The sequence below is a fragment of the Microbacterium helvum genome, assembly GCF_014779795.1.
GTDB classification, from domain to species: Bacteria; Actinomycetota; Actinomycetes; order Actinomycetales; family Microbacteriaceae; genus Microbacterium; species Microbacterium helvum.
Genome location: NZ_JACXZS010000014.1, coordinates 48,462 through 65,726 on the forward strand (window position 1 = coordinate 48,462; position 17,265 = coordinate 65,726).

General features: G+C 69.3%; 19 protein-coding genes. 10 read left to right on the forward strand and 9 right to left on the reverse strand.

Translation table 11 applies throughout. The features are described 5' to 3' along the window. Nucleotides 1-21: 21 nt before the first annotated feature. From IF188_RS17950 to IF188_RS17970, 5 genes are all read right to left on the reverse strand, one after another. Nucleotides 22-1,542: a GMC oxidoreductase gene (locus IF188_RS17950; RefSeq protein ID WP_191173180.1), complete on the reverse strand. Its 1,521-nt coding sequence runs from the start codon at nt 1,540-1,542 to the stop codon at nt 22-24. After that, nucleotides 1,539-2,333, reverse strand: coding sequence for a TIM barrel protein (locus tag IF188_RS17955; RefSeq protein ID WP_191173181.1), 795 nt, complete (start codon nt 2,331-2,333; stop codon nt 1,539-1,541). The genes IF188_RS17950 and IF188_RS17955 overlap by 4 nt, the downstream gene beginning before the upstream one ends. A gap of 37 nt (nt 2,334-2,370) precedes the next feature. Next, nucleotides 2,371-3,207, reverse strand: a complete 837-nt coding sequence (locus IF188_RS17960; protein ID WP_191173182.1) for a carbohydrate ABC transporter permease — start codon at nt 3,205-3,207, stop codon at nt 2,371-2,373. Nucleotide 3,208: 1 nt separating this feature from the next. Continuing rightward, complete coding sequence (locus IF188_RS17965; RefSeq protein ID WP_191173183.1) at nt 3,209-4,168, reverse strand: carbohydrate ABC transporter permease; 960 nt, start codon at nt 4,166-4,168, stop codon at nt 3,209-3,211. 68 nt (nt 4,169-4,236) lie between these two features. Continuing rightward, on the reverse strand, nt 4,237-5,532 hold the full coding sequence (locus tag IF188_RS17970; protein WP_191173184.1) for an extracellular solute-binding protein: 1,296 nt from the start codon (nt 5,530-5,532) through the stop codon (nt 4,237-4,239). 232 nt (nt 5,533-5,764) lie between these two features. Between IF188_RS17970 and IF188_RS17975 the strand changes: the two genes are divergently transcribed. After that, complete coding sequence (locus IF188_RS17975) at nt 5,765-6,706, forward strand: LysR family transcriptional regulator (RefSeq protein WP_191173185.1); 942 nt, start codon at nt 5,765-5,767, stop codon at nt 6,704-6,706. A gap of 22 nt (nt 6,707-6,728) precedes the next feature. Here the strand turns inward: IF188_RS17975 and IF188_RS17980 are convergent, their stop codons facing one another. Beyond that, a complete protein-coding gene (locus IF188_RS17980; RefSeq protein ID WP_191173186.1) occupies nt 6,729-8,036 on the reverse strand; it encodes a C-glycoside deglycosidase beta subunit domain-containing protein in 1,308 nt (435 codons plus the stop codon). A gap of 187 nt (nt 8,037-8,223) precedes the next feature. On the opposite strand from IF188_RS17980, the gene IF188_RS17985 reads away from it, so the two are divergent. The 5 genes from IF188_RS17985 (at nt 8,224) to IF188_RS18005 (ending at nt 11,499) form a co-directional block, all read left to right on the forward strand. Further along, nucleotides 8,224-8,565, forward strand: coding sequence for an ArsR/SmtB family transcription factor (locus IF188_RS17985; RefSeq protein ID WP_191173187.1), 342 nt, complete (start codon nt 8,224-8,226; stop codon nt 8,563-8,565). Then, on the forward strand, nt 8,562-9,035 hold the full coding sequence (locus tag IF188_RS17990; RefSeq protein ID WP_191173188.1) for an SRPBCC domain-containing protein: 474 nt from the start codon (nt 8,562-8,564) through the stop codon (nt 9,033-9,035). The genes IF188_RS17985 and IF188_RS17990 overlap by 4 nt, the downstream gene beginning before the upstream one ends. Nucleotides 9,036-9,038: 3 nt before the next feature. Beyond that, complete coding sequence (locus IF188_RS17995) at nt 9,039-9,860, forward strand: MBL fold metallo-hydrolase (RefSeq protein WP_191173189.1); 822 nt, start codon at nt 9,039-9,041, stop codon at nt 9,858-9,860. A gap of 76 nt (nt 9,861-9,936) precedes the next feature. Beyond that, nucleotides 9,937-10,818 carry a siderophore-interacting protein gene (locus IF188_RS18000; protein WP_191173190.1) on the forward strand — a complete coding sequence of 294 codons (882 nt, stop codon included), beginning with the start codon at nt 9,937-9,939 and terminating at the stop codon, nt 10,816-10,818. 153 nt (nt 10,819-10,971) lie between these two features. Then, entirely contained in the window at nt 10,972-11,499 is a 528-nt protein-coding gene (locus IF188_RS18005) for a DUF1269 domain-containing protein (protein ID WP_191173191.1), read from the forward strand. Nucleotides 11,500-11,537: 38 nt separating this feature from the next. On the opposite strand, the gene IF188_RS18010 is transcribed toward IF188_RS18005, so the two are convergent. Together IF188_RS18010 and IF188_RS18015 are read right to left on the reverse strand one after the other, a co-directional pair. Then, nucleotides 11,538-11,705, reverse strand: coding sequence for a hypothetical protein (locus tag IF188_RS18010; RefSeq protein ID WP_191173192.1), 168 nt, complete (start codon nt 11,703-11,705; stop codon nt 11,538-11,540). 356 nt (nt 11,706-12,061) lie between these two features. After that, entirely contained in the window at nt 12,062-12,490 is a 429-nt protein-coding gene (locus tag IF188_RS18015; protein ID WP_191173240.1) for an Hsp20/alpha crystallin family protein, read from the reverse strand. A gap of 143 nt (nt 12,491-12,633) precedes the next feature. Here IF188_RS18015 and IF188_RS18020 point away from each other — a divergent pair, with 143 nt between their 5' ends. From IF188_RS18020 to IF188_RS18030, 3 genes are all read left to right on the forward strand, one after another. Continuing rightward, on the forward strand, nt 12,634-12,975 hold the full coding sequence (locus tag IF188_RS18020) for a MerR family transcriptional regulator (RefSeq protein ID WP_191173193.1): 342 nt from the start codon (nt 12,634-12,636) through the stop codon (nt 12,973-12,975). Further along, on the forward strand, nt 12,972-13,259 hold the full coding sequence (locus IF188_RS18025; protein WP_191173194.1) for a hypothetical protein: 288 nt from the start codon (nt 12,972-12,974) through the stop codon (nt 13,257-13,259). The genes IF188_RS18020 and IF188_RS18025 overlap by 4 nt, the downstream gene beginning before the upstream one ends. A 144-nt stretch (nt 13,260-13,403) precedes the next feature. Then, nucleotides 13,404-15,095: a VWA domain-containing protein gene (locus IF188_RS18030; RefSeq protein WP_191173195.1), complete on the forward strand. Its 1,692-nt coding sequence runs from the start codon at nt 13,404-13,406 to the stop codon at nt 15,093-15,095. Nucleotides 15,096-15,259: 164 nt separating this feature from the next. Here IF188_RS18030 and IF188_RS18035 read toward each other — a convergent pair whose 3' ends face one another. Further along, nucleotides 15,260-16,477 (reverse strand): MFS transporter, encoded by a 1,218-nt coding sequence (locus IF188_RS18035; protein ID WP_191173196.1) that lies wholly within the window; start codon nt 16,475-16,477, stop codon nt 15,260-15,262. Nucleotides 16,478-16,657: 180 nt separating this feature from the next. Between IF188_RS18035 and IF188_RS18040 the strand changes: the two genes are divergently transcribed. Beyond that, on the forward strand, nt 16,658-17,248 hold the full coding sequence (locus IF188_RS18040) for a GNAT family N-acetyltransferase (RefSeq protein WP_191173197.1): 591 nt from the start codon (nt 16,658-16,660) through the stop codon (nt 17,246-17,248). The last annotated feature ends 17 nt before the right edge of the window (nt 17,249-17,265 follow it).

The following is a 17,265-nucleotide window of genomic DNA, read 5'->3' on the forward strand; positions in this document are numbered from 1 at the left end:
TTCTACACTCTAATGTCTAAATCAGACAGAAGCAAGAGCGCCAGCGATTCTGCGCGCTCCGCGGACGGCCAGCGCGACCGAAGTCAGAGTGGGGTTGCACGCGGTCGGCGTGGGGATCACGCCATTGCCCGCGACATACAGGCCGCGAACACCCCACACCTCGCTGTCGGGCCCGCAGACCGACCGTCCGTCGTCCGCCTCACCCATGCGCGTGGTGCCCTGGTAGTGCAGCGACGCGCCCAGCGGCATCGTGAACGGGCGCTCGCCGATCGGCTCGCCGACCGCCTTCGCAAGTGCGAGGATCTCGTCGCGCGCCCGGTCGAGCACGGCGTGATCCCGCTCCGTCAGCGTGTAGTGCAGCCGCATCGCGGGCATTCCGTACCAGTCCCGCTCGTCATCCGAGAACTCGACGTGGTCGTCCCACTGCAAGTCCTTCGCGCAGAACAGGCCGAGCCCGACGATCGATCCGGGAATCACCGGATCGTCCTCCGCAACGGGCACAGGCGAGGCATCCATCTGCATGATCTGCCCGTGGAACGGCAGCTCGTCGGTGAACGGCACCCAGCTCACGCCGCTCTGCTCGGCGAGGGCACCGGATGCCGCAACGGCATCCGCTGCGGGACGCTCGACGCCGCGCAGCCGGGCCGCGTAGACGACCTGCGTCTGGTCGTTGAGCGTCCGGCCCAGCGCGTCGGGACGGATGCCGGACGCCCAGAGCACCTGCGGTGTGCGCAGTGCGTCGGCGGCGACCACGACGTACCCCGCGCGCACCTCGTGCGCTTCGTCCGTCGTGAGGTCGCGCACGACGACGCCCGCCGCGCGCCCCTCTTCGACCAGCACCCTCGTCACGAGGGACTCGTCGAACAGCGAGAAGTTCGGATTGGCGCGGGTGATGTCGCCGAACACGACGTCGGAGCCCGACCACACGAGTCGGCCGTCCTCCCGACGGTGCACCGCGAGCGGCATGCGCTGCACGCGCGCCGCGGCGGGTCGTCCGTCGTCGACCACGGCGGCGAGCCTTTCGCGCACGAGCGCCGTGAACGGTGCGCCGTCGAAGGCGTCCGTCGTGACGCCCAGCAGGCGATCGCCCTCGTCGAGCAGCTCGTCGAGATCGGGAAGGAACGCGATGCGCTCGCTGCCGCCCGGTCGCGGGCACGCTCCCGTCCAGTGCGCCGACATGCCGCCGACGTTGCTCGAGAACGCGACCACCGGAAGACCGTCCTCGCCGTCGACACGGTAGCCCTCGTCGAGCAGATAGGTCCCCGGCCGGGCGCGGCGCTCCCCCGCCTTGACGGCGCCGGGGTTGTCGACAGTCGCCGCGCCGGCCCCCGGCCCCTCCGAGCGACGCTGCGCCGCAGCGCGCGCGATCGGGTCCTCGATGTTCTTGACGTGCGCGCCCGCCGGGTCCGACACCGTCGGGCCGACCTCGAACATCGCGATCGCGGCATCCGGAGCCTGCTCGCTCAGGATGCGCGCGTAGGCGGCGCCGGTCGGACCGCTGCCGACGATGGCGACGTCGACCCGGGCCGGGTAGCGGGTCACGCCGACGCCGCCACGTCGCGGATGAGAGCGACGGATGCCTCCGACGCCGTGGTCGGGTAGTACTCCAGGCCGATCGGACCGTCGTAACCGGCGGAGCGGAGGATGCCGAGCCGCTCGGCCCAGTCGAGCGCTCCGGTGCCCGGCTCACCGCGCCCCGGAGCATCCGCGAGCTGGACGTATTCGACGATCGAGCCTGCATTCTCCAGCTCGGCCGCCATGTCTTCGCCCTCGACCGCCGAGTGGTAGATGTCGTACAGCACGCCGAAGAAGGGCGAGTCGACGCCCCGCGCGACGTAGACGGCCTCGGCGGTGCGGTCCAGCAGCGAGCCGGGGTGGTCGACGCGCACATTGACCGGTTCGAGCACGAGCGTGATGCCCGAGCCCGCGATCTGCGCGATCGCCTTCTGGTAGATCTCGACGAGCTTGTCGAGCTGCACCTGGCGCTTCCAGCCGCCGAAGCCCGTGCCGCTGCCCACGACGATGCGGGGGCAGCCGAGGTCAGTGGCGATCGCGACGCCCTCGTCGAGCTTGCGGAAGAACTCGGAGTGGTCCCACGGCGGGATCATGAACTGGGTGCGCGGCTCCGAGAGCTGCGCGGTCAGCCGGGTGCCGGTCTCTTCGAGCGCCGCCTTGAGCGCGGGGAGGTCTTTGGGCTGCGCCGGCGCGTCGACGCCCGTCGGACCCCACATCTCCACGGCGTCGAAGCCGGCTACCGCCGCCGCGCGCACACGGTCGTGGTAGTCGCCGGCCTCGGTGAAGAGCAGTTCGATGTTGGGTGCGAGTTGATACATGGGAGCTCCTGGTCGGTTCGGGGAGGAAGGGGGTTCGTCAGCCCTTGAGGCCGCCGGCGAAGCCCTGGATGAAGCGCTTCTGCGCGAAGAGGTAGAAGGCGAGGATCGGGATCATCGAGACGATCACGATCGCGAAGATCTTGTTCCACGACGAGACCAGCGAGCCGATGTAGTAGTACATGGCGACCGGCAGCGTCTGGTTGGCCGATCCGCCGAGGAAGATCAGCGACGTGAAGAAGTCGTTCCACACGATGAGTCCCGCCAGGATCGCGACGGTCCCGGTCGCCGGCGACATCAGGGGCAGCACGACGCGGAAGAAGATCTGCGTGCGGCTCGCGCCGTCGATCGTCGCCGCCTCCTCGTACTCGGTGCCGAGGCCGCGGAAGAATCCGGCGTACAGGAAGATCGACAGGGGCAGCAGCATCCCCGTATAGAGGATGACCATGCCCCAGACCGAGCCGGTGAGCCCGACGGTCCGCGCGCCGATGTACAGCGGCACCGTGCCGAGCTGCGTCGGCAGCACGATGGCGATGAGGAACAGGTAGTACACCGCCCGGCTCCATCGCCGGGTGCTGCGCGCGATGACGTAGCCCGTGAGCGAACCGAGCAGCACCAGGAAGAAGATGCTGCCCGCCGTGATCAGCACGCTGTTGAAGAGCCCCAGCAGCACGTTCGAGTTGCCGCGGGCGGTGAGCACCTCGGCGAAGTTGCTGAAGTCGACGCTCGTGGGCGGTGCGAGGTTCGAGGTGGTGAGCACCTCTTCGTCGGACTTCAGCGCGGTCGTCACCAGGAAGTAGAACGGGGCGAGGAAGACGATCGCGAGCAGCCAGAACCCGACCTCGCGCAGCGCCGTGAGCTTCGTGTAGCGGAACATGTCATGCCTCCTGGGGGCGGCCCGAGGCCACCCGCTGCTGGACGATCGCGAAGACGAGGATGATGAGGGTGAGCACGAGCGCCAGAGCCGCGCCGTACCCGAAGTTTCCGAGCGCGAACGACTCCTTGTAGACCTGGGTGGCCAGCGTCTCGGTCGCCCCGGCGGGGCCGCCGCCGGTCAGCGCCATGATCTGGTCGAAGACCCGCAGCCCGTTGACGAGCCCCAGGGTGGTGGCGATGGCGACGGCCGGCCGGATGGCCGGAAGCGTGACGTGCCAGAAGCGCTGCCAGAGATTGGCCCCGTCGATCGCCGCGGCCTCCTCGATCTCGACGGGCACGGCGGCGAGCCCGGCCATGTAGATGACCATCGCGAAGCCGGTGTTCTGCCAGACGATGACGATCAGGACGGTCCAGATCGCCCAGGTCGGGTCGGCGACCCAGGCCTTCGCGAACTCTCCCAGCCCCGCCGCGCGCAGAAAGCCGTTGATGGGGCCGTTGTAGTCGAAGATGAACTTCCACACATACGACACTGCGAGCGGGCTGAGCACCACGGGCATGAAGAACAGCACGCGCAGCGCATAGCGGGACTTGAGCCCGCGGTTCAGGCCGAGACCGATCGCCAGTCCCGCGACATTGCTGAGGATCACCGACGCGAACGCGAGGAACAGCGTGTTGACCAGCGCGCCGATCTGGGTCGGATCGTTGAAGATCTTGACGAAGTTGTCGAGCCCGATCCAGTTGAACGTGCCGATGCCCGACCAGTCGGTGAAGGCGAAGAAGCCGCCGATCGAGGTTGCGACGTAGTGGATCGCGATGACGAGGAGGATGCCGGGCAGCGCCCACCACCAGTATCCGAACTTCAGCAGACCCGGGCGCCGGGGTGTCGCATCGCGGTGGCGTCCGCCGGACGTGCGCTTGGGGACGATCAGCGTCTCGGTCTCGGAGTACATGGTCCCAGTCATCGTGTTCCTCGTGTTCGTCATACGGGTGCGGTCGCCCGGGTCCGTGCGGACCCGGGCGACCGGCGCGCTCACTCGCCCCAAGCGGCGTCCATGTCGGACAGCACCTGGTCGATGGTATTCTGACCGGTGAGCAGGCCCTGGACGCCGACCTGCAGCGCCTCGTACACCGAGGGGTTGGGCCAGATGTTGGCGGGCAGCGGCGCGTACGCGTCATCCGCGAGCAGATCCACGACCGGCGAGTAGATGGTGTCGCTCAGGTCCATGTCCTTGTACGCCGAGATGGGCAGTTCACCCGAGAGCTCGTGGTACCGCTGCTGCGCCTGGTCCGATGCCATCCAATCGAGGAAGTCGTTCGCCGCGTCCTTCTGCTTCGACGCCGCGTTGATCGAGAGGGTGTAGTTGGAGCTGGCGAGGATGCCGGGCTTGCCGCCCACTGCCGGCGGGAACGGCTCTACCTTGAAGTTCGCCTCGGCGGGTGCCGCCTTCGCGATCTCGATGGCCGATCCCGACGGGATGAAGCCGCCCACCGAGGTGCCCTGAGCCAGACCGTTGGTGATCGCGTCGAACCCGCCGCCCTCGGCCCCCGGCTGGAAGCAGCCGCCGTCGTTCAGATCGATGATGGTCTGCAGCGTGTCCTTCCAGCCTTGGCTCTCGGCGAAGGTCGTCTTGCCGTCGGCGCGCTGCTCGTTCCAGTCGGGTTCCTCCGCGTAGACGCGCGTCGCCGAGATGGCCTGGGCCGTCAGACCGGCGTTGGGGCCGGCTGCGCCGGCGAGCGCGATGAGCGACTTGCCGCCGGCCGCGAGCTGCGTGCACACGTCGAAGAAGTCGGTCTCGGTGGAGGGGAACTCGTCGATCCCGTTCTGGTTCAGCGTGCCGATGCTGGCCACGATGGCGCCGATGGTGAAGTCCAGCGGCTGCCCATAGACCTTGCCGTCGATCTCGAAGATCGACTCGCTGCCGGCCGGCACCAGGTTCTTCGCGGTGTCGCCCAGCGGCTCCAGGAAGCCGGCCTCGGCGAGCGGAATGAGGCCGCGCGCGTCACCCGAACCGGGAGTGGTCTGGATCACGTCCGAGGCGTTGCCCGCCTGCAGCTGCGTGCGGATCGTCTCGCCATACTTGTCGTTGGGCGTCGGGTTCGTCGTGATGGTGACGTCGGGGTTCTCGTCCATGTACTCCTTGGCGAGCGTCTCGTACGGGCTCTCCAGGTTGTTGGAGGTCGCGAACGTGAACGAGAACTCGACCTTGCCCGAGTCGTCGCCGGAGTCGTCACTCGAACCGGAGCAGCCGGCGAGGAGCAGAGCCGCCACCACGGGGACCGCGATGACGGCGCCTCGGCGAGCGGCCGAGGAACGGTGCTGTGTCATGTCCAGCCTTTCTGACTTCGTTGTCGGCGACTCGCTCATCGAGTGGCCTGTGCTGTCCTCTCAGTATCGCGACCATGTGCCAGAAACACACATAAGTGTTCGCTATATCCGACATAAGCGCCCGGCGTGACGGCATCCCGGACCGTTCATTCCTGAAACGGATACTCTCCGGCCCGCGTATCGCCGTGATTGATACACTGAGCGAGGCCCGAACCCGAAGGATCACATTGTGGTGACCGATCATTCCCAGCTGTCCCGGTTGGATCTGAACCTGCTCGTCGCGCTCGACGCGCTGCTGACGGAGAAGAGCGTCACCCGCGCGGCAGAGCGCCTGCACCTGAGCCAGCCCGCGCTCAGCGCATCGCTGTCACGACTGCGCACCCACTTCGGCGACCAGATCCTGGCGCGCCGCGGAAACACCTATGACCTGACACCGTTCGCGCTGAGACTCACCGAGCACACCACCACGGCGCTCGAGGCGGCCCGGCGCGTGTTCGACAGCCAGGCGACCTGGAGTCCGACGGAGTCCACGCGCGAGTTCTCGATCTACGGGTCGGACTACGGCTTCGTGACGCTCGGCACCGTGGTGTCGAGGCTCGCGGCCGAGCGATCCCCCGGCGTGCGCTTCCGGTTCATGCTGCACAACCCGGCGATCGTGGAGGATGCCGCAACCAGGCTGCGTTCGGCCGACGGCATGGTGATCCCGCACGGGCCGGTGTCGGACCTGCCGTACCTCGATCTCTGGCACGACGGCTGGCTCGCGGTCGTCGACGAGTCGAACGAGGCCGTCGGCGACGTGCTCACGATGGACAACATGGCCGCGCTGCCATGGGTGATGACGTACCAGTCGCGGTCCGCGTTCACGTCGGCGGCACGACAGGTGCAGCAGCTCGGCATCGAGGCGCGGATCGAGGTGGTCCTCGAGAGCTTCCTGTCGGTCGGCCATTTCGTGAGCGGGACGCATCGCATCGGCCTGGTGCAGACCGCCCTGGCCCCGCAGATGCTCCGCATCGGGGGTCTGCGCGTCGTCCCGCTGCCGTTCGACGCCACGCCGATCGTCACGGCGCTGTGGTGGCACCCCGTTCACACGCGCGACCCCGAGCACGCGTGGATGCGGAGCCTCTTCGAGGAGGCGGGAAGGATCGTGCAGGCCAGCGCCCCGCTCGACGGCTGAGGCGCCGGCGGATCCTGTGCGATCAGCCGAGCGCCGCGACCGTCCGTCGCAGCAGGGAGTGCTGGCGGCGCACCTGCTCGATGGAGCGCCGGGGGGATCGCTCACCCTCGTACTCGCTCGAGAGGTATCCGGTGTACCCCGCATCCTTCAGCGCACGCAGCACAGGCGCCCAGGGGATCTGCTGATCCTCGAGGTTCTCGTCGATGTCGTGGAACTTGGCCTGGATGAACACGACGTACTCCGCAATGTCGGCGATGTCGGCCGGGTCCACCGCGATGCCGTCCAGGAACGCCGGACGCTGACCGGGAAGCTCCCCCGGGCGGAGCGGGATGGGGCGATCCTGGAAGATGCCCGTGTCGAGCAGCAGCCCGAAGTGCTTCGTGCCCGTGCGCCGGATGAGTTCGACGTAGTCGTCGACCACCTCGTGCTTGATGGGTGTCGGCGAATGGATCTCGGGACAGATGATGACGTCCAGCTCGGCCGCGAGCTCGAGTGAGCGCTCCACGGACTCCGTCCAGGCCGGATGCGGGACGAGATCGCTCGACACGACGCCGATCTTCGGTCGCACGAACCGGAAGCCGAGCCGGTGGGCCAGGCGCAGGTCGCGCTGCAGGATCGCGGCGCCCTCGGCCGGCGTGAGGTCGCGGGCGTTCGGACCGCTCGAATGCAGGCGCGTGTCGATCCACGACCCGTAGTTCGTCGGCTCCAGGCGGTGCTGCTCCAGCAGCGCGAACCACCGATCGATCCATGCCGTCGACGGCTCGGGGTAGCCCTCGATGTGCCCCTCTCCGAGGATCTCGATCCCTGTCGCGCCGACGTCGGCGACGTGCGCGAACGCGGACTCCAGATCGAGCACCGTCCCGAAGTCGGTCATGTAGCTGTAGAGCGACACCCCGTAGCGGAACGGACCCCCGTCACCTTCGGGCGTCAGCGTGATCCGGCGCGTCTCACGGTAGGTCGAGGGCTGGTGTTCGAGGGGGATGTACGACATGCGCAGCCGCAGTTCGATCGAGACCTCGTGGATGCCGTCGGGCAGGCCTCCCGGGAACGGCACGGTGACGACAGCGGCATCTTCCAGTGGCCACCGCACGCCGTCGCCGTCCCACAGCTGCTGCAGCGTGTGGGTCTTCCCACCCAGAGTCCACAGCGGAACCTCGGCGGGGACGGCGACGAGATCGCCGACCCGCACGGCGACGCCGTCGATGAGCGATGCCGCCATTCCGCGGTAGGAGGGCATGCGCAGCCGCAGCTGGAACCCGGTCACACTCCCCCGGTCGTCGCGGATGTTGCGGAAGCCGGTGGACTGCAGGATGTCCCGCTCGAGAAGCATGTGCTCGTTCTCCCTGATCGCGCCGCGGCGTCGCGGCCTGATCAGGCTAACGGCCTTAGGTGTCGTTTCCGCATAAGTAGTCCTGATGTGCACATAAGCGATGCCGACGGCCGGTCGGGAAGCCCTTGACGGCTCATCTGCGAAGTGGTGTAATCAACGCATTCGTTGATCAATGCAGAGGTTGGATATGGTGAGCGATCCTCTCGACCAGGCTTTCCTGGCCCTGGCGGACCCGGTGCGGCGCGCCATCATCGCCCGCTTGAGCCGAGGCTCGGCCACCGTCAACGAACTGGCCGAGCCGTTCGCGATCACCAAGCAGGCGGTGTCGCGGCACATCGCCGTGCTCGAGAGCGCCGGGCTGGTCACGCGCTCCCGCGATGCCCAGCGTCGCCCGGTCCACCTCGACCCCGCGGCGCTCGAACGCCTCACCGCATGGATCGACCGCTACCGGCTGCAGTCCGAAGCGGCCTACCGCCGGCTGGACGCCGTGCTGGCGGCATCCGCTTCCGAGAAGGAGAAGGAATCATGAACACAGGCCTCAGCGTCCAGACACAGCCGGGTCAGCCGGTGGTCGACTTCGTGCGCGAGTTCGACGCCGCCGCCGCGGCGGTCTACGCCGCGCATGCCGATCCCGACCGGTATGCCCGGTGGAGTGCCCCCGGTGACCACGAGACCCGGATCGTGAAGTGGGACCACCGCTCGGGCGGCTCGTATCGGTTCGCGCACACCGACGGCTCCGCCGAGTATCTGTTCCGCGGTGCGATCCACACCGCACGACCGAACGAACTGATCATCCAGACGTTCGAATGGGAGGGCTCGCCCGACGATGTGAGCCTCGACATCCTGCGCTTCGAGGACCTGCCGGGCGGGCGCTCGCGCATCGTCGGTCGCGGCGTGTTCTCGTCGCTGCAGAACATGCAGGCGATGTTCGAGGACGGCATGACCGGCGGCATGGAGTCCGGCTACCGCAAGCTCGACGCGCTGCTGGCGGAGGGCTGAACGATGCTGACCCAGGTCGCCGACGGCGTGTTCGTCCACGAGGCGGAGTTCGTGCAGAGCAACACGGTGGTCGTGCAGGGCGAGGACGGCGTGCTGCTCGTCGATCCGGGCATCACGCGTGACGAGCTGGCGTGCCTCGCCTCGGATCTCGAAGCCCTCGGGGCGCGCGTCGCCGCGGGCTTCTCCACTCACCCGGACTGGGATCACCTGCTGTGGGATGCGCGGTTCGGCGATGCGCCTCGGTTCGCGACCGCGCGGGGCGCCGCGAGCGCGCGCGAGCAGCTGTCGAAGCCCGGCGCGACGGATGAGATCGTGGCGCACCTGGAGGGCACCGGCATCGAGGAGGATGTGCCGATGGACCTGCTCGGTCTCGTCACCGGGCTGCCGGACGGCGCCGACGAGGTCCCGTGGCGCGGGCCGCACGCGCGGATCCTCGAGCACTCGGCGCACGCACCGGGTCACGCGGCGCTGTGGATCGAGGACCGGCGCGTGCTGATCGCGGGCGACATGCTGTCGGACGTGCTCATCCCGATGTTCGACCTCGACGGCACCGCGGACCCGCTGGGCGACTATCTCGGTGCGCTGCGGCTGATGGACGGCGTCGCCGGTGACGCCGCCGTCGTCATCCCCGGGCACGGATCGGTCGGCGGACCCGGCGAGGTCGCGGCCCGCATCGCGCAGGATCGCGCCTACGTCGAGGCGCTGCAGGACGGCGTCGAGCCCGCCGACCCGCGCATCGGACCCGCCGCCCGAGAGGGATGGGAGTGGGTCGCCGACGTGCACGCCGGGCAGGCCGAGGCCCTGCGGCGGCGGGGCGAAGAGTAGGTCCGCTTCGCCGCCGATCCATAGTGAGCGGTGGTTGGCTGGAACCTGCCGCTGCCCGCGGCCGAAGGAGAACGACATGACAGACCTCTCGAACACCCCCACGTCTGCGCGGCCCGAGGCTGCCTCGCCGTTCTTCCGCGCCGGCGGCCGCAACCGGTTCACGGCACGTCGCGGCCGCGTGATCGCGGTGGAGCAGGTGTCGCCGGTGATGCGGCGCGTGCGGGTCACGGGACCCGAGTTCGCGGACTTCACGAGCGGCGGACCGGCCGACCATGTGAAGGTGTTCTTCCCCGACCCCGAGACCGGTGAACTCGTCGCGCCGAGCCCCGTCGGTCCGGACGAGGACGGCATCGTGCGCCCCGAGGGCCCGATGCATGCACGCGACTTCACCCCGCTGCGCGTCACCGAGACCTCCGAGGGCGTCGCGGTGGACCTCGACTTCTACCTTCACCCCTCGCCCGGGCCCGCATCGCGGTGGGCCGCACAGGCGAAGCCGGGCGACGAGCTGGTGATCGTCGGCCCGCGCGGATCCCGGGGTGCACCGCAGGGGGCGGGGCGCCTCGTGCTCGTGTGCGACGAGACCGCGCTGCCGTCGGCGACGCGCTGGGCCGCCGAGGTGCCCGCCACGACGTCGGTCGAGCTCCTCGCTGTCGCCGCCGACGACGGCGCGTGGATCGCGGGCTACGTCTCGTCCACGTCCGGTCGGGTCGACATCCGGGTGAGTGTGCTCGCCGCCGGCGACGCCGACGCGCTGCTCGCGGCGCTCGAGGCTGCGGACGTGGATGCCTCGACCTTCGTGTTCGCTGCGGGCGAGGCATCCACTCTCATCCCGGTGCGCCGGCACCTCAAGGGCACGCTCGCACTGCCCTCGGAGCAGTTCGCCGTGAGCGGCTACTGGAAGCGCGGCACCGTGGGCTTCGACCACCACGCCCCGATCGACCCCGCCGACCCGGACTGACACGGGCGAACTCCGCGCGAACACGCGCCGAAATGTGGGGCGGCGCCCCTCCTGCCCGCCCCGGTGCGGCGCTACCATCACAGCACCGTCTCGAAGCGGAGTTGTGGGGGCGTTGGGCCGAGCGCTTCGGACGTGATTCGAAGGAGTGATTCGATGAGCACGAAGAACCTCGCACTGGTGGTCGGCTCGTACGACGACACCGCCGCCGCGTCCGACGACTACGAGGCGCTGCGCAGCGGCCAGGACGCTGGCGGGTATGAAGTGGTCGGCGCCGTCGTGCTGGTCCGCGGCAAGGACGGCAAGGTCCAGGTGCACGAGCACGGCGACAAGTCCGTCGGACACGGCGCCGCCTGGGGCGCCGGGGCGGGCGTGGTCGTCGGCCTGTTCGCCCCGCCGCTGCTGGCGGCGACCGCGATCGGCGCGGGCATCGGCGCCGTGCTGGGCAAGATCAAGAAGGGCCACGACGAGAAGAAGTTCGGCGTCGACGTCGACGAATACCTCGCGCCGGGCACGTCCGCGGTCGTCGCGGTGGTCGACGACAAGTGGGCCGACCGTGTCGAGAAGGCCCTGACGCGTGCCGACAAGCGCATCAGCAAGGCGATCGAGGCCGACGACTACGAGAAGCTGCAGAAGGCGCTCGAGCAGTCGGCCGACGACGTCGTGGAGCAGATCAACTCCTGACACGACGGCAGCCGGCGTCCCTGACGGGCATCGGCTCGTCAGGGACGCCGGCTGTGATCCTCGACGTCGGGTTCGGCCCGCAGCAGGTCGGCGATCTCCTCCTCCGGACGAGGGGCGATGTCCTCGTCCTCCTCCAGCTCCGGGATGCTCGGCTCACCGGCATCCGGGACGTGATCCGGGGGAAGATGTGCGCCGTGACCCGACACCGCTGCTCCTTCGCTTCCGTGCTGCTCACAGCGTAGGCGAGGACGAGACGGGTGGCGAGGGATGCCGGTCCCACGGCGCCCGTACGGGCGGTGAGCGCTGCCGCGACCTGGCGGGTGCGGCGACACGGCGCTGGCCTCGAGGACGTGCGGCGCGGCTGTCGGACGGCGATCGTCCGCGGGTCCGGCGTGGATCGCCGCGCGGCGGGGCGAGGGAGGCAGCCGGCGGCGCGGGCCAGTTCGCCGCGACGATCGCGTCGAACTCCGCCGCGAGCAGTTCCTCGTCACCGCAGACGAGTTCGAGGAACTCCTCGTCGATGCTCCGGGCGCTCGCACTCGCGCGCATGTCGACCTCGGCGTCAGGCGTCGATCGCCTGCGGGGTCCGGCTGCCCGCGATCGGGATCCGTCGCGGTTTCGCCTGCTCCGCGACGGGGATGCGCAGCGACAGGACGCCCGCGTCGTAGCTGGCGCTGATGTGCTCGGTGTCGAGGTTGTCCCCGAGCACCAGCTGCCTGCTGAAGATCCCGCGAGGACGTTCGGCGGCGATGAGCTCGGCATCGCTCGCCCGATGCGGCCGCTCCGCGCGTACGGTCACCACATTGCGTTCGACGTCCAGGTCGATCGACTCCGGATCGACGCCGGGCAGGTCGAACTCCACATGGAAGGTGTCCTCATCCCGCCAGGCATCCAGTGGCATCACCGCCGGCCGTGCCAGTGTTCCGTCCGAACGGAGCATCTGCTGAGCAAGTCGGTCCAATTCGCGGAACGGATCTGTGCGCATCAACATCGTCTCCACCTCCGTCTTCTGTCTTGAGTTGATGCTGTGACGCCGTCGATCCAAGATCTATGACGGTCGCCATAGATTTCTTGTACCACTCATGACATGCTTATGCAAGAGACCTGCTGGAAGTTCTTCACGGAGAGGTTGCCATGAGCGACGTCGAGCTCGATCCCGACCGGGGCGTGTACGGAATCTCGGTCGCGGCCGAGCTCGCGGGATCGGGGGTGCAGAACCTGCGCGCCTACGAGGCGCACGGGCTGCTGCTCCCCGACCGATCGGCAGGCGGCACCCGCCGGTACAGCGTCAACGATGTCGTGATGCTGCGCCGCATCGGCGAACTGCTCGACGCGGGGCTCAACCTCGCCGGAATCGCCATGGTGATCCCCCTCCAGGACGAGAACCGCCGGCTGCGTGCCAAGGAAGGAGCAACAGTGAACCTCGAACGCACCCACTCCCGCCACGACGGCGACGACTCGGAGCGGACGCGATGAACGAACGATTCGTCCTGCAGCAGCTCACGCCCGTCGAGTGGATCATCGTCGACGCGTCCTGCGCGGTCGACGACCCCCATCGCACCGTCACCTGCATCCGCGAGATCAGCTCCGCCGAGTACGAGGCCGTCTGGCTGCGCCACCTGGCCCTCCCGGTGATCTATGCGTCGCCCCGAGCCGTCCTCGACGACGTCATCCGGGTGGCGGCACACCCCTCGCGCGTGCCCTCGCGCAAGCCCGTGCCCATACCCCACCTGGCGCCGCCGACACGCGTGGCGCACTGATCCCGACGCACGGCGCCCGTTTCGGCTCGGCGCCACGGTCGCTTAGACTCCACCGGAGTATCCCCCACGTACGACGGCGTATGCCCCCAGATACGACGGCGTGCATCACGCAGCGGGTTCCGCCCGCCGTCCATCGGAGTGCCAGTGACCCGACTGCAGCCGAACCCAGCCACCGGCGAGACGCCGACGCGGGCGGCCGCGCGCGCCGCGCAGCGACGGCGGCGCTCGCTGATCCTGCTGGGCCTCGTCATCCTCCTCGTCGTCGCGCTCGTCGTCGTGATCGGCGTCGTCTTCGCGCGCGGCGCGGCGGACGAACCCGAGCAGAACCCTGGGGCCGTCGGCGCCTGCCTGCCTGAAAGCCTTCGCATCACCGCCGACCCGGCGGTCGCCGATGCGGTCGCCGAGCTGGCTGCCGGCCTCGGCGCGGATTGCCCCAAGGCCGCGATCACGACCGAAGACAGCGCGGCGACCGCCGAGGCGCTGGCGACCGGAGCGAACCCCGAGTTCGACATCTGGGTGCCCGACTCGGCGATGTGGCCCGCTCGGGCGACCGGGCAGGCCGAACGGACAGGCGTCGACGCGGCGGAGCTCGCCGTGGGCGGCACGCTCGCGAGCACGCCGGTCGTCTTCGCGACGACCGAGCCGACCGCCGCCGTCCTCGAAGCGGCCGATGCCGGGTTCTCAAGCTTCGCGCAGCGTTCCGTCGCCGTCGTGCTGCCGGACCCGGCGACCGTGGCGGCGAGCTCTTCCGCGCTGCTCGCGCTGCAGACAGCGCTCAACGGCGACGCCCGGACGTTCACCGCCCTCGCTCTCGCCCTCGACCCCGCGGTCGCTCCCACGACCACGGCGGCGCTCGACGCGGTCTCTGCCGCGACCACCCCGACGGTCGCCGTGACCACCGAGCAGGCGGTGCAGCAGTACGACGAGGACTCGACGACGAAGCTCGTCCCCGTCTACCCGGCCGATGTGAAGCCGGCGGTGAGCATTCCCCTCGTGACGGCCGCCGACGCGTCCGACGACACCGTCGCCGCCGCCGAGGCGCTCACCGCCGCCGCCGACGACGCCGACGACGTGCTCGTCGCTCACGGGCTGCGCAACGCCGCGGGCAACCCTCCGGCGACCGCGACCGGCGACGCCGAGACCACCATCGCCGCGCCCGAGCAGGCCGACAGCGCGAACCAGGCCGAGGTGCTGCGCACCTGGCAGGTCCTCACCGCGCCGTCGCGGATGCTCTCGCTCAACGACGTCTCGGGCTCCATGCTGCAGCAGGCGACGCCCGACATGCGGCGCGTCGACCTGTTCGAGCAGGCGGCCGTCCGTGCCATCAACTCGCTGTCGACGGACTCGTCGCTCGCGGTCTGGGTCTTCTCCAGCCGGCGGATCGGCGGGCAGGACTGGCAAGAGGTCGTCCCCTTCGGCTCGCTCGGCGATCCCGTCCACAAGCAGCTCACGATCGACACCGCCAACGGGCTCGACAGCCTCGTCGGCGGCGGGACCGGCCTCTACGACAGCGTGCTCGCCGCGGTGAAGTACATGCGCGACACGTATGTGCCCGGCCAGGTCAACCTCGTGCTGCTCAACACCGACGGCGTCAACGAGGACGACGACGGCCTCGACCTGCCCGGGCTGCTCGCCGAACTCGAGAAGCTGCGCGACCCGGCGAAGCCCGTCGCCGTCATCGCGATCGGCTACGGCCCTGACACCGACCAGTCCGCGCTGGAGCAGATCGCCGCCGCGACCGACGGCGCGGCCTATCAGGCGCTGCAGCCGACCGACATCGGCACGGTGCTCATCGACGCGGTCACGCAGCGCGGCTGCCGGCCGAGCTGCGGCTGAGCCTCGGGATGAGTGGATGCTCCCCACGCCCTCTCCACGCATCGCTTCGCGCTGCGTGGAGCCTCGGGGCGCGTGGGCCCAGGCGCTCTGTTGCAACGGCGCGCCCAGCGGGACCTCCTCAGGGCCGATGACATCGGCCCGGGTCGCCCGCGGCACCGCTGACGTCAGACCGCTGCCCGCACCCGCGCCCGCAGCACCACCGCGATCACGATCGCGACGACGGCCGCGGCGACGCCGACGATGCCGACTCCGATCGTCAGGGCTCCCGTGGCGCCGCCCAGGATGCCCATGAGGATCGGCGTGAGGAACTGGCCGAGGTAGAACGCCGCCGTCCACCAACCGGTGACGCGGCCGCGCTCTTCGAAGCTCGTCGGTGCGACGACCCACGTCAGCAGGGACGGCAGCAGTAGGCCGGAGCCGAACGACGCGATGATCGCGCCGGCGACGATGCCGGCGAGGCCGGGCGCGAACCAGATGACGACCATGCCTACGGCCTGCAGCCCGAAGGCGAGCGGCAGCAGCACGGCGTGCGACATCCTGCCGAGCCGGGTGAACGAGATGCCGCCGATGGCGGTGGCGAGCGACGCGACGGCGGCCACGGCACCGATGACGGCCGTGTCGGTGGCGGCGATCCCCGTTCCGACGACGAGATAGCTCGCCTCGATGATGAGCACGTAGAAGCTGAAACCGCCGAACAGCGTGACCAGCAGGCGCACCCAGATCCGTCGCCACGGTGTGCGCACCTTCGCGACGTTCTCGTGCCTGTCGGTCGGATCGGCGGCGCTGGGCTCCCACAGGGCGAAGATCATCGGCACCGCGACCACGATGCTGATCGCATACACCCAGAACGGCGTGTGCCAGCCCGAGACGCCGAGGGCGCCGCCGAGCACGATGAAGACGGTGGCCGCGAGCGTCGTCGTCACCGTCTGCAGCCCGAGATACCGGTTGCGGCGCTTCTCTTCGTGGAAGTAGTCGATGATCAGTGTCGTGCAGACCGTCATGATGGCCGCCTCGCACACGCCCACGAGCACGCGGCTGAAAAGGATCGCAGGCAGGGCCTCGAGCCAGGCCGGAGCGGTGCCGACCAGCGCATAGGCGATCATCGCGATGATCAGCAGCTTCTTGCGGCCGAGGCGATCGACGATCTGCCCGGCGAACGGCGCGAACAGCGCGATCATGAGCGCCGGGATCGCCACGATCATCGGCACGAGGACGTCGGCGCCGGCGATGCCGGCGAACTGCTCCGACAGCTGCGGCAGCACCGGGGTGATCAGCACGGAGCCGAGGACGGGCATGCAGCTGCCGGCGAGAAGCAGGATCCCCTGCAGCGCGCCCGCGGACCGGATCACGGGTGGCGTCGAGGAAGAGGTCGTACGGGACATGGAACTCCTTCGTTCCCTGCCATTGGACCGCGTGCCGCAGCATCGATGAAGCGCAGATCGCTTATGGCCCGCATCGCTCGTGCTGATAGCGCCGGCGCGGGTCCCTTGCGTCGGCCACGGCGTCGGATGAACAATCACCTCGAGGATCCGTCCCTGCACCACCGACCCGAGGAGCCGGCGATGACTGACGCGGAGCACGTGATCAGACCGCTCACGCCTGAGACCTTCCCGGCGTGGCTCGCCCTCGCGCAGAAGCACAACGGCGTGTGGGGTGGATGCTACTGCTCCTACTTCCACGGCGACACCGAGCACACCGTCAAGGACGAGTACGACCGCGCGACGTTCAAGAAGCGACTGGTGGACGAGGGCGTCGCGCACGCGGCGCTCGTGTTCGAGGGCGACGATGCGATCGCGTGGTGCGAGTACGGCAGCCCCGAAGAGCTCCCCGGCATCTACCACCGCAAAGAGTATGAGGCCGGAGAGCAGAGCCCGGCGCCCTGGCGGATCACCTGCTTCTTCGTCGACCGCGATCATCGTCGCGCGGGTGTCGCGCGCGAGGCGCTCGACGGCGCGCTCCAGCTGATCGCCCAGGCCGGCGGTGGCGAGGTGGTGTCGTTCCCGAACATGGTCGAACCGGGTAAGAAGACGTCGTCATCGTTCCTGCACAACGGCACGCGGACCATGTTCGAGAAGGCCGGCTTCACGTTCGAGCGACGCATCGGCAAGAACAAGACCGTGGTGCGCAAGACGGTGGCCGCTGTCGGCGGCTGAGCCGGTTCGACGCTCGG

Excerpts from the sequence above, each read along its gene's own strand:
- IF188_RS18025 (WP_191173194.1), top strand. The coding sequence starts at position 12,972 with ATGAACGAACGATTCGTCCTGCAGCAGCTCACGCCCGTCGAGTGGATC.
- IF188_RS18005 (WP_191173191.1), top strand. The coding sequence starts at position 10,972 with ATGAGCACGAAGAACCTCGCACTGGTGGTCGGCTCGTACGACGACACC.
- IF188_RS18020 (WP_191173193.1), top strand. The coding sequence starts at position 12,634 with ATGAGCGACGTCGAGCTCGATCCCGACCGGGGCGTGTACGGAATCTCG.
- IF188_RS17955 (WP_191173181.1), bottom strand. The coding sequence starts at position 2,333 with ATGTATCAACTCGCACCCAACATCGAACTGCTCTTCACCGAGGCCGGC.
- IF188_RS17995 (WP_191173189.1), top strand. The coding sequence starts at position 9,039 with ATGCTGACCCAGGTCGCCGACGGCGTGTTCGTCCACGAGGCGGAGTTC.
- IF188_RS18040 (WP_191173197.1), top strand. The coding sequence starts at position 16,658 with ATGACTGACGCGGAGCACGTGATCAGACCGCTCACGCCTGAGACCTTC.
- IF188_RS18035 (WP_191173196.1), bottom strand. The coding sequence starts at position 16,477 with ATGTCCCGTACGACCTCTTCCTCGACGCCACCCGTGATCCGGTCCGCG.
- IF188_RS17970 (WP_191173184.1), bottom strand. The coding sequence starts at position 5,532 with ATGACACAGCACCGTTCCTCGGCCGCTCGCCGAGGCGCCGTCATCGCG.
- IF188_RS17990 (WP_191173188.1), top strand. The coding sequence starts at position 8,562 with ATGAACACAGGCCTCAGCGTCCAGACACAGCCGGGTCAGCCGGTGGTC.
- IF188_RS17960 (WP_191173182.1), bottom strand. The coding sequence starts at position 3,207 with ATGTTCCGCTACACGAAGCTCACGGCGCTGCGCGAGGTCGGGTTCTGG.
- IF188_RS17985 (WP_191173187.1), top strand. The coding sequence starts at position 8,224 with ATGGTGAGCGATCCTCTCGACCAGGCTTTCCTGGCCCTGGCGGACCCG.
- IF188_RS17980 (WP_191173186.1), bottom strand. The coding sequence starts at position 8,036 with ATGCTTCTCGAGCGGGACATCCTGCAGTCCACCGGCTTCCGCAACATC.
- IF188_RS18000 (WP_191173190.1), top strand. The coding sequence starts at position 9,937 with ATGACAGACCTCTCGAACACCCCCACGTCTGCGCGGCCCGAGGCTGCC.
- IF188_RS18015 (WP_191173240.1), bottom strand. The coding sequence starts at position 12,490 with ATGTTGATGCGCACAGATCCGTTCCGCGAATTGGACCGACTTGCTCAG.
- IF188_RS17965 (WP_191173183.1), bottom strand. The coding sequence starts at position 4,168 with ATGACTGGGACCATGTACTCCGAGACCGAGACGCTGATCGTCCCCAAG.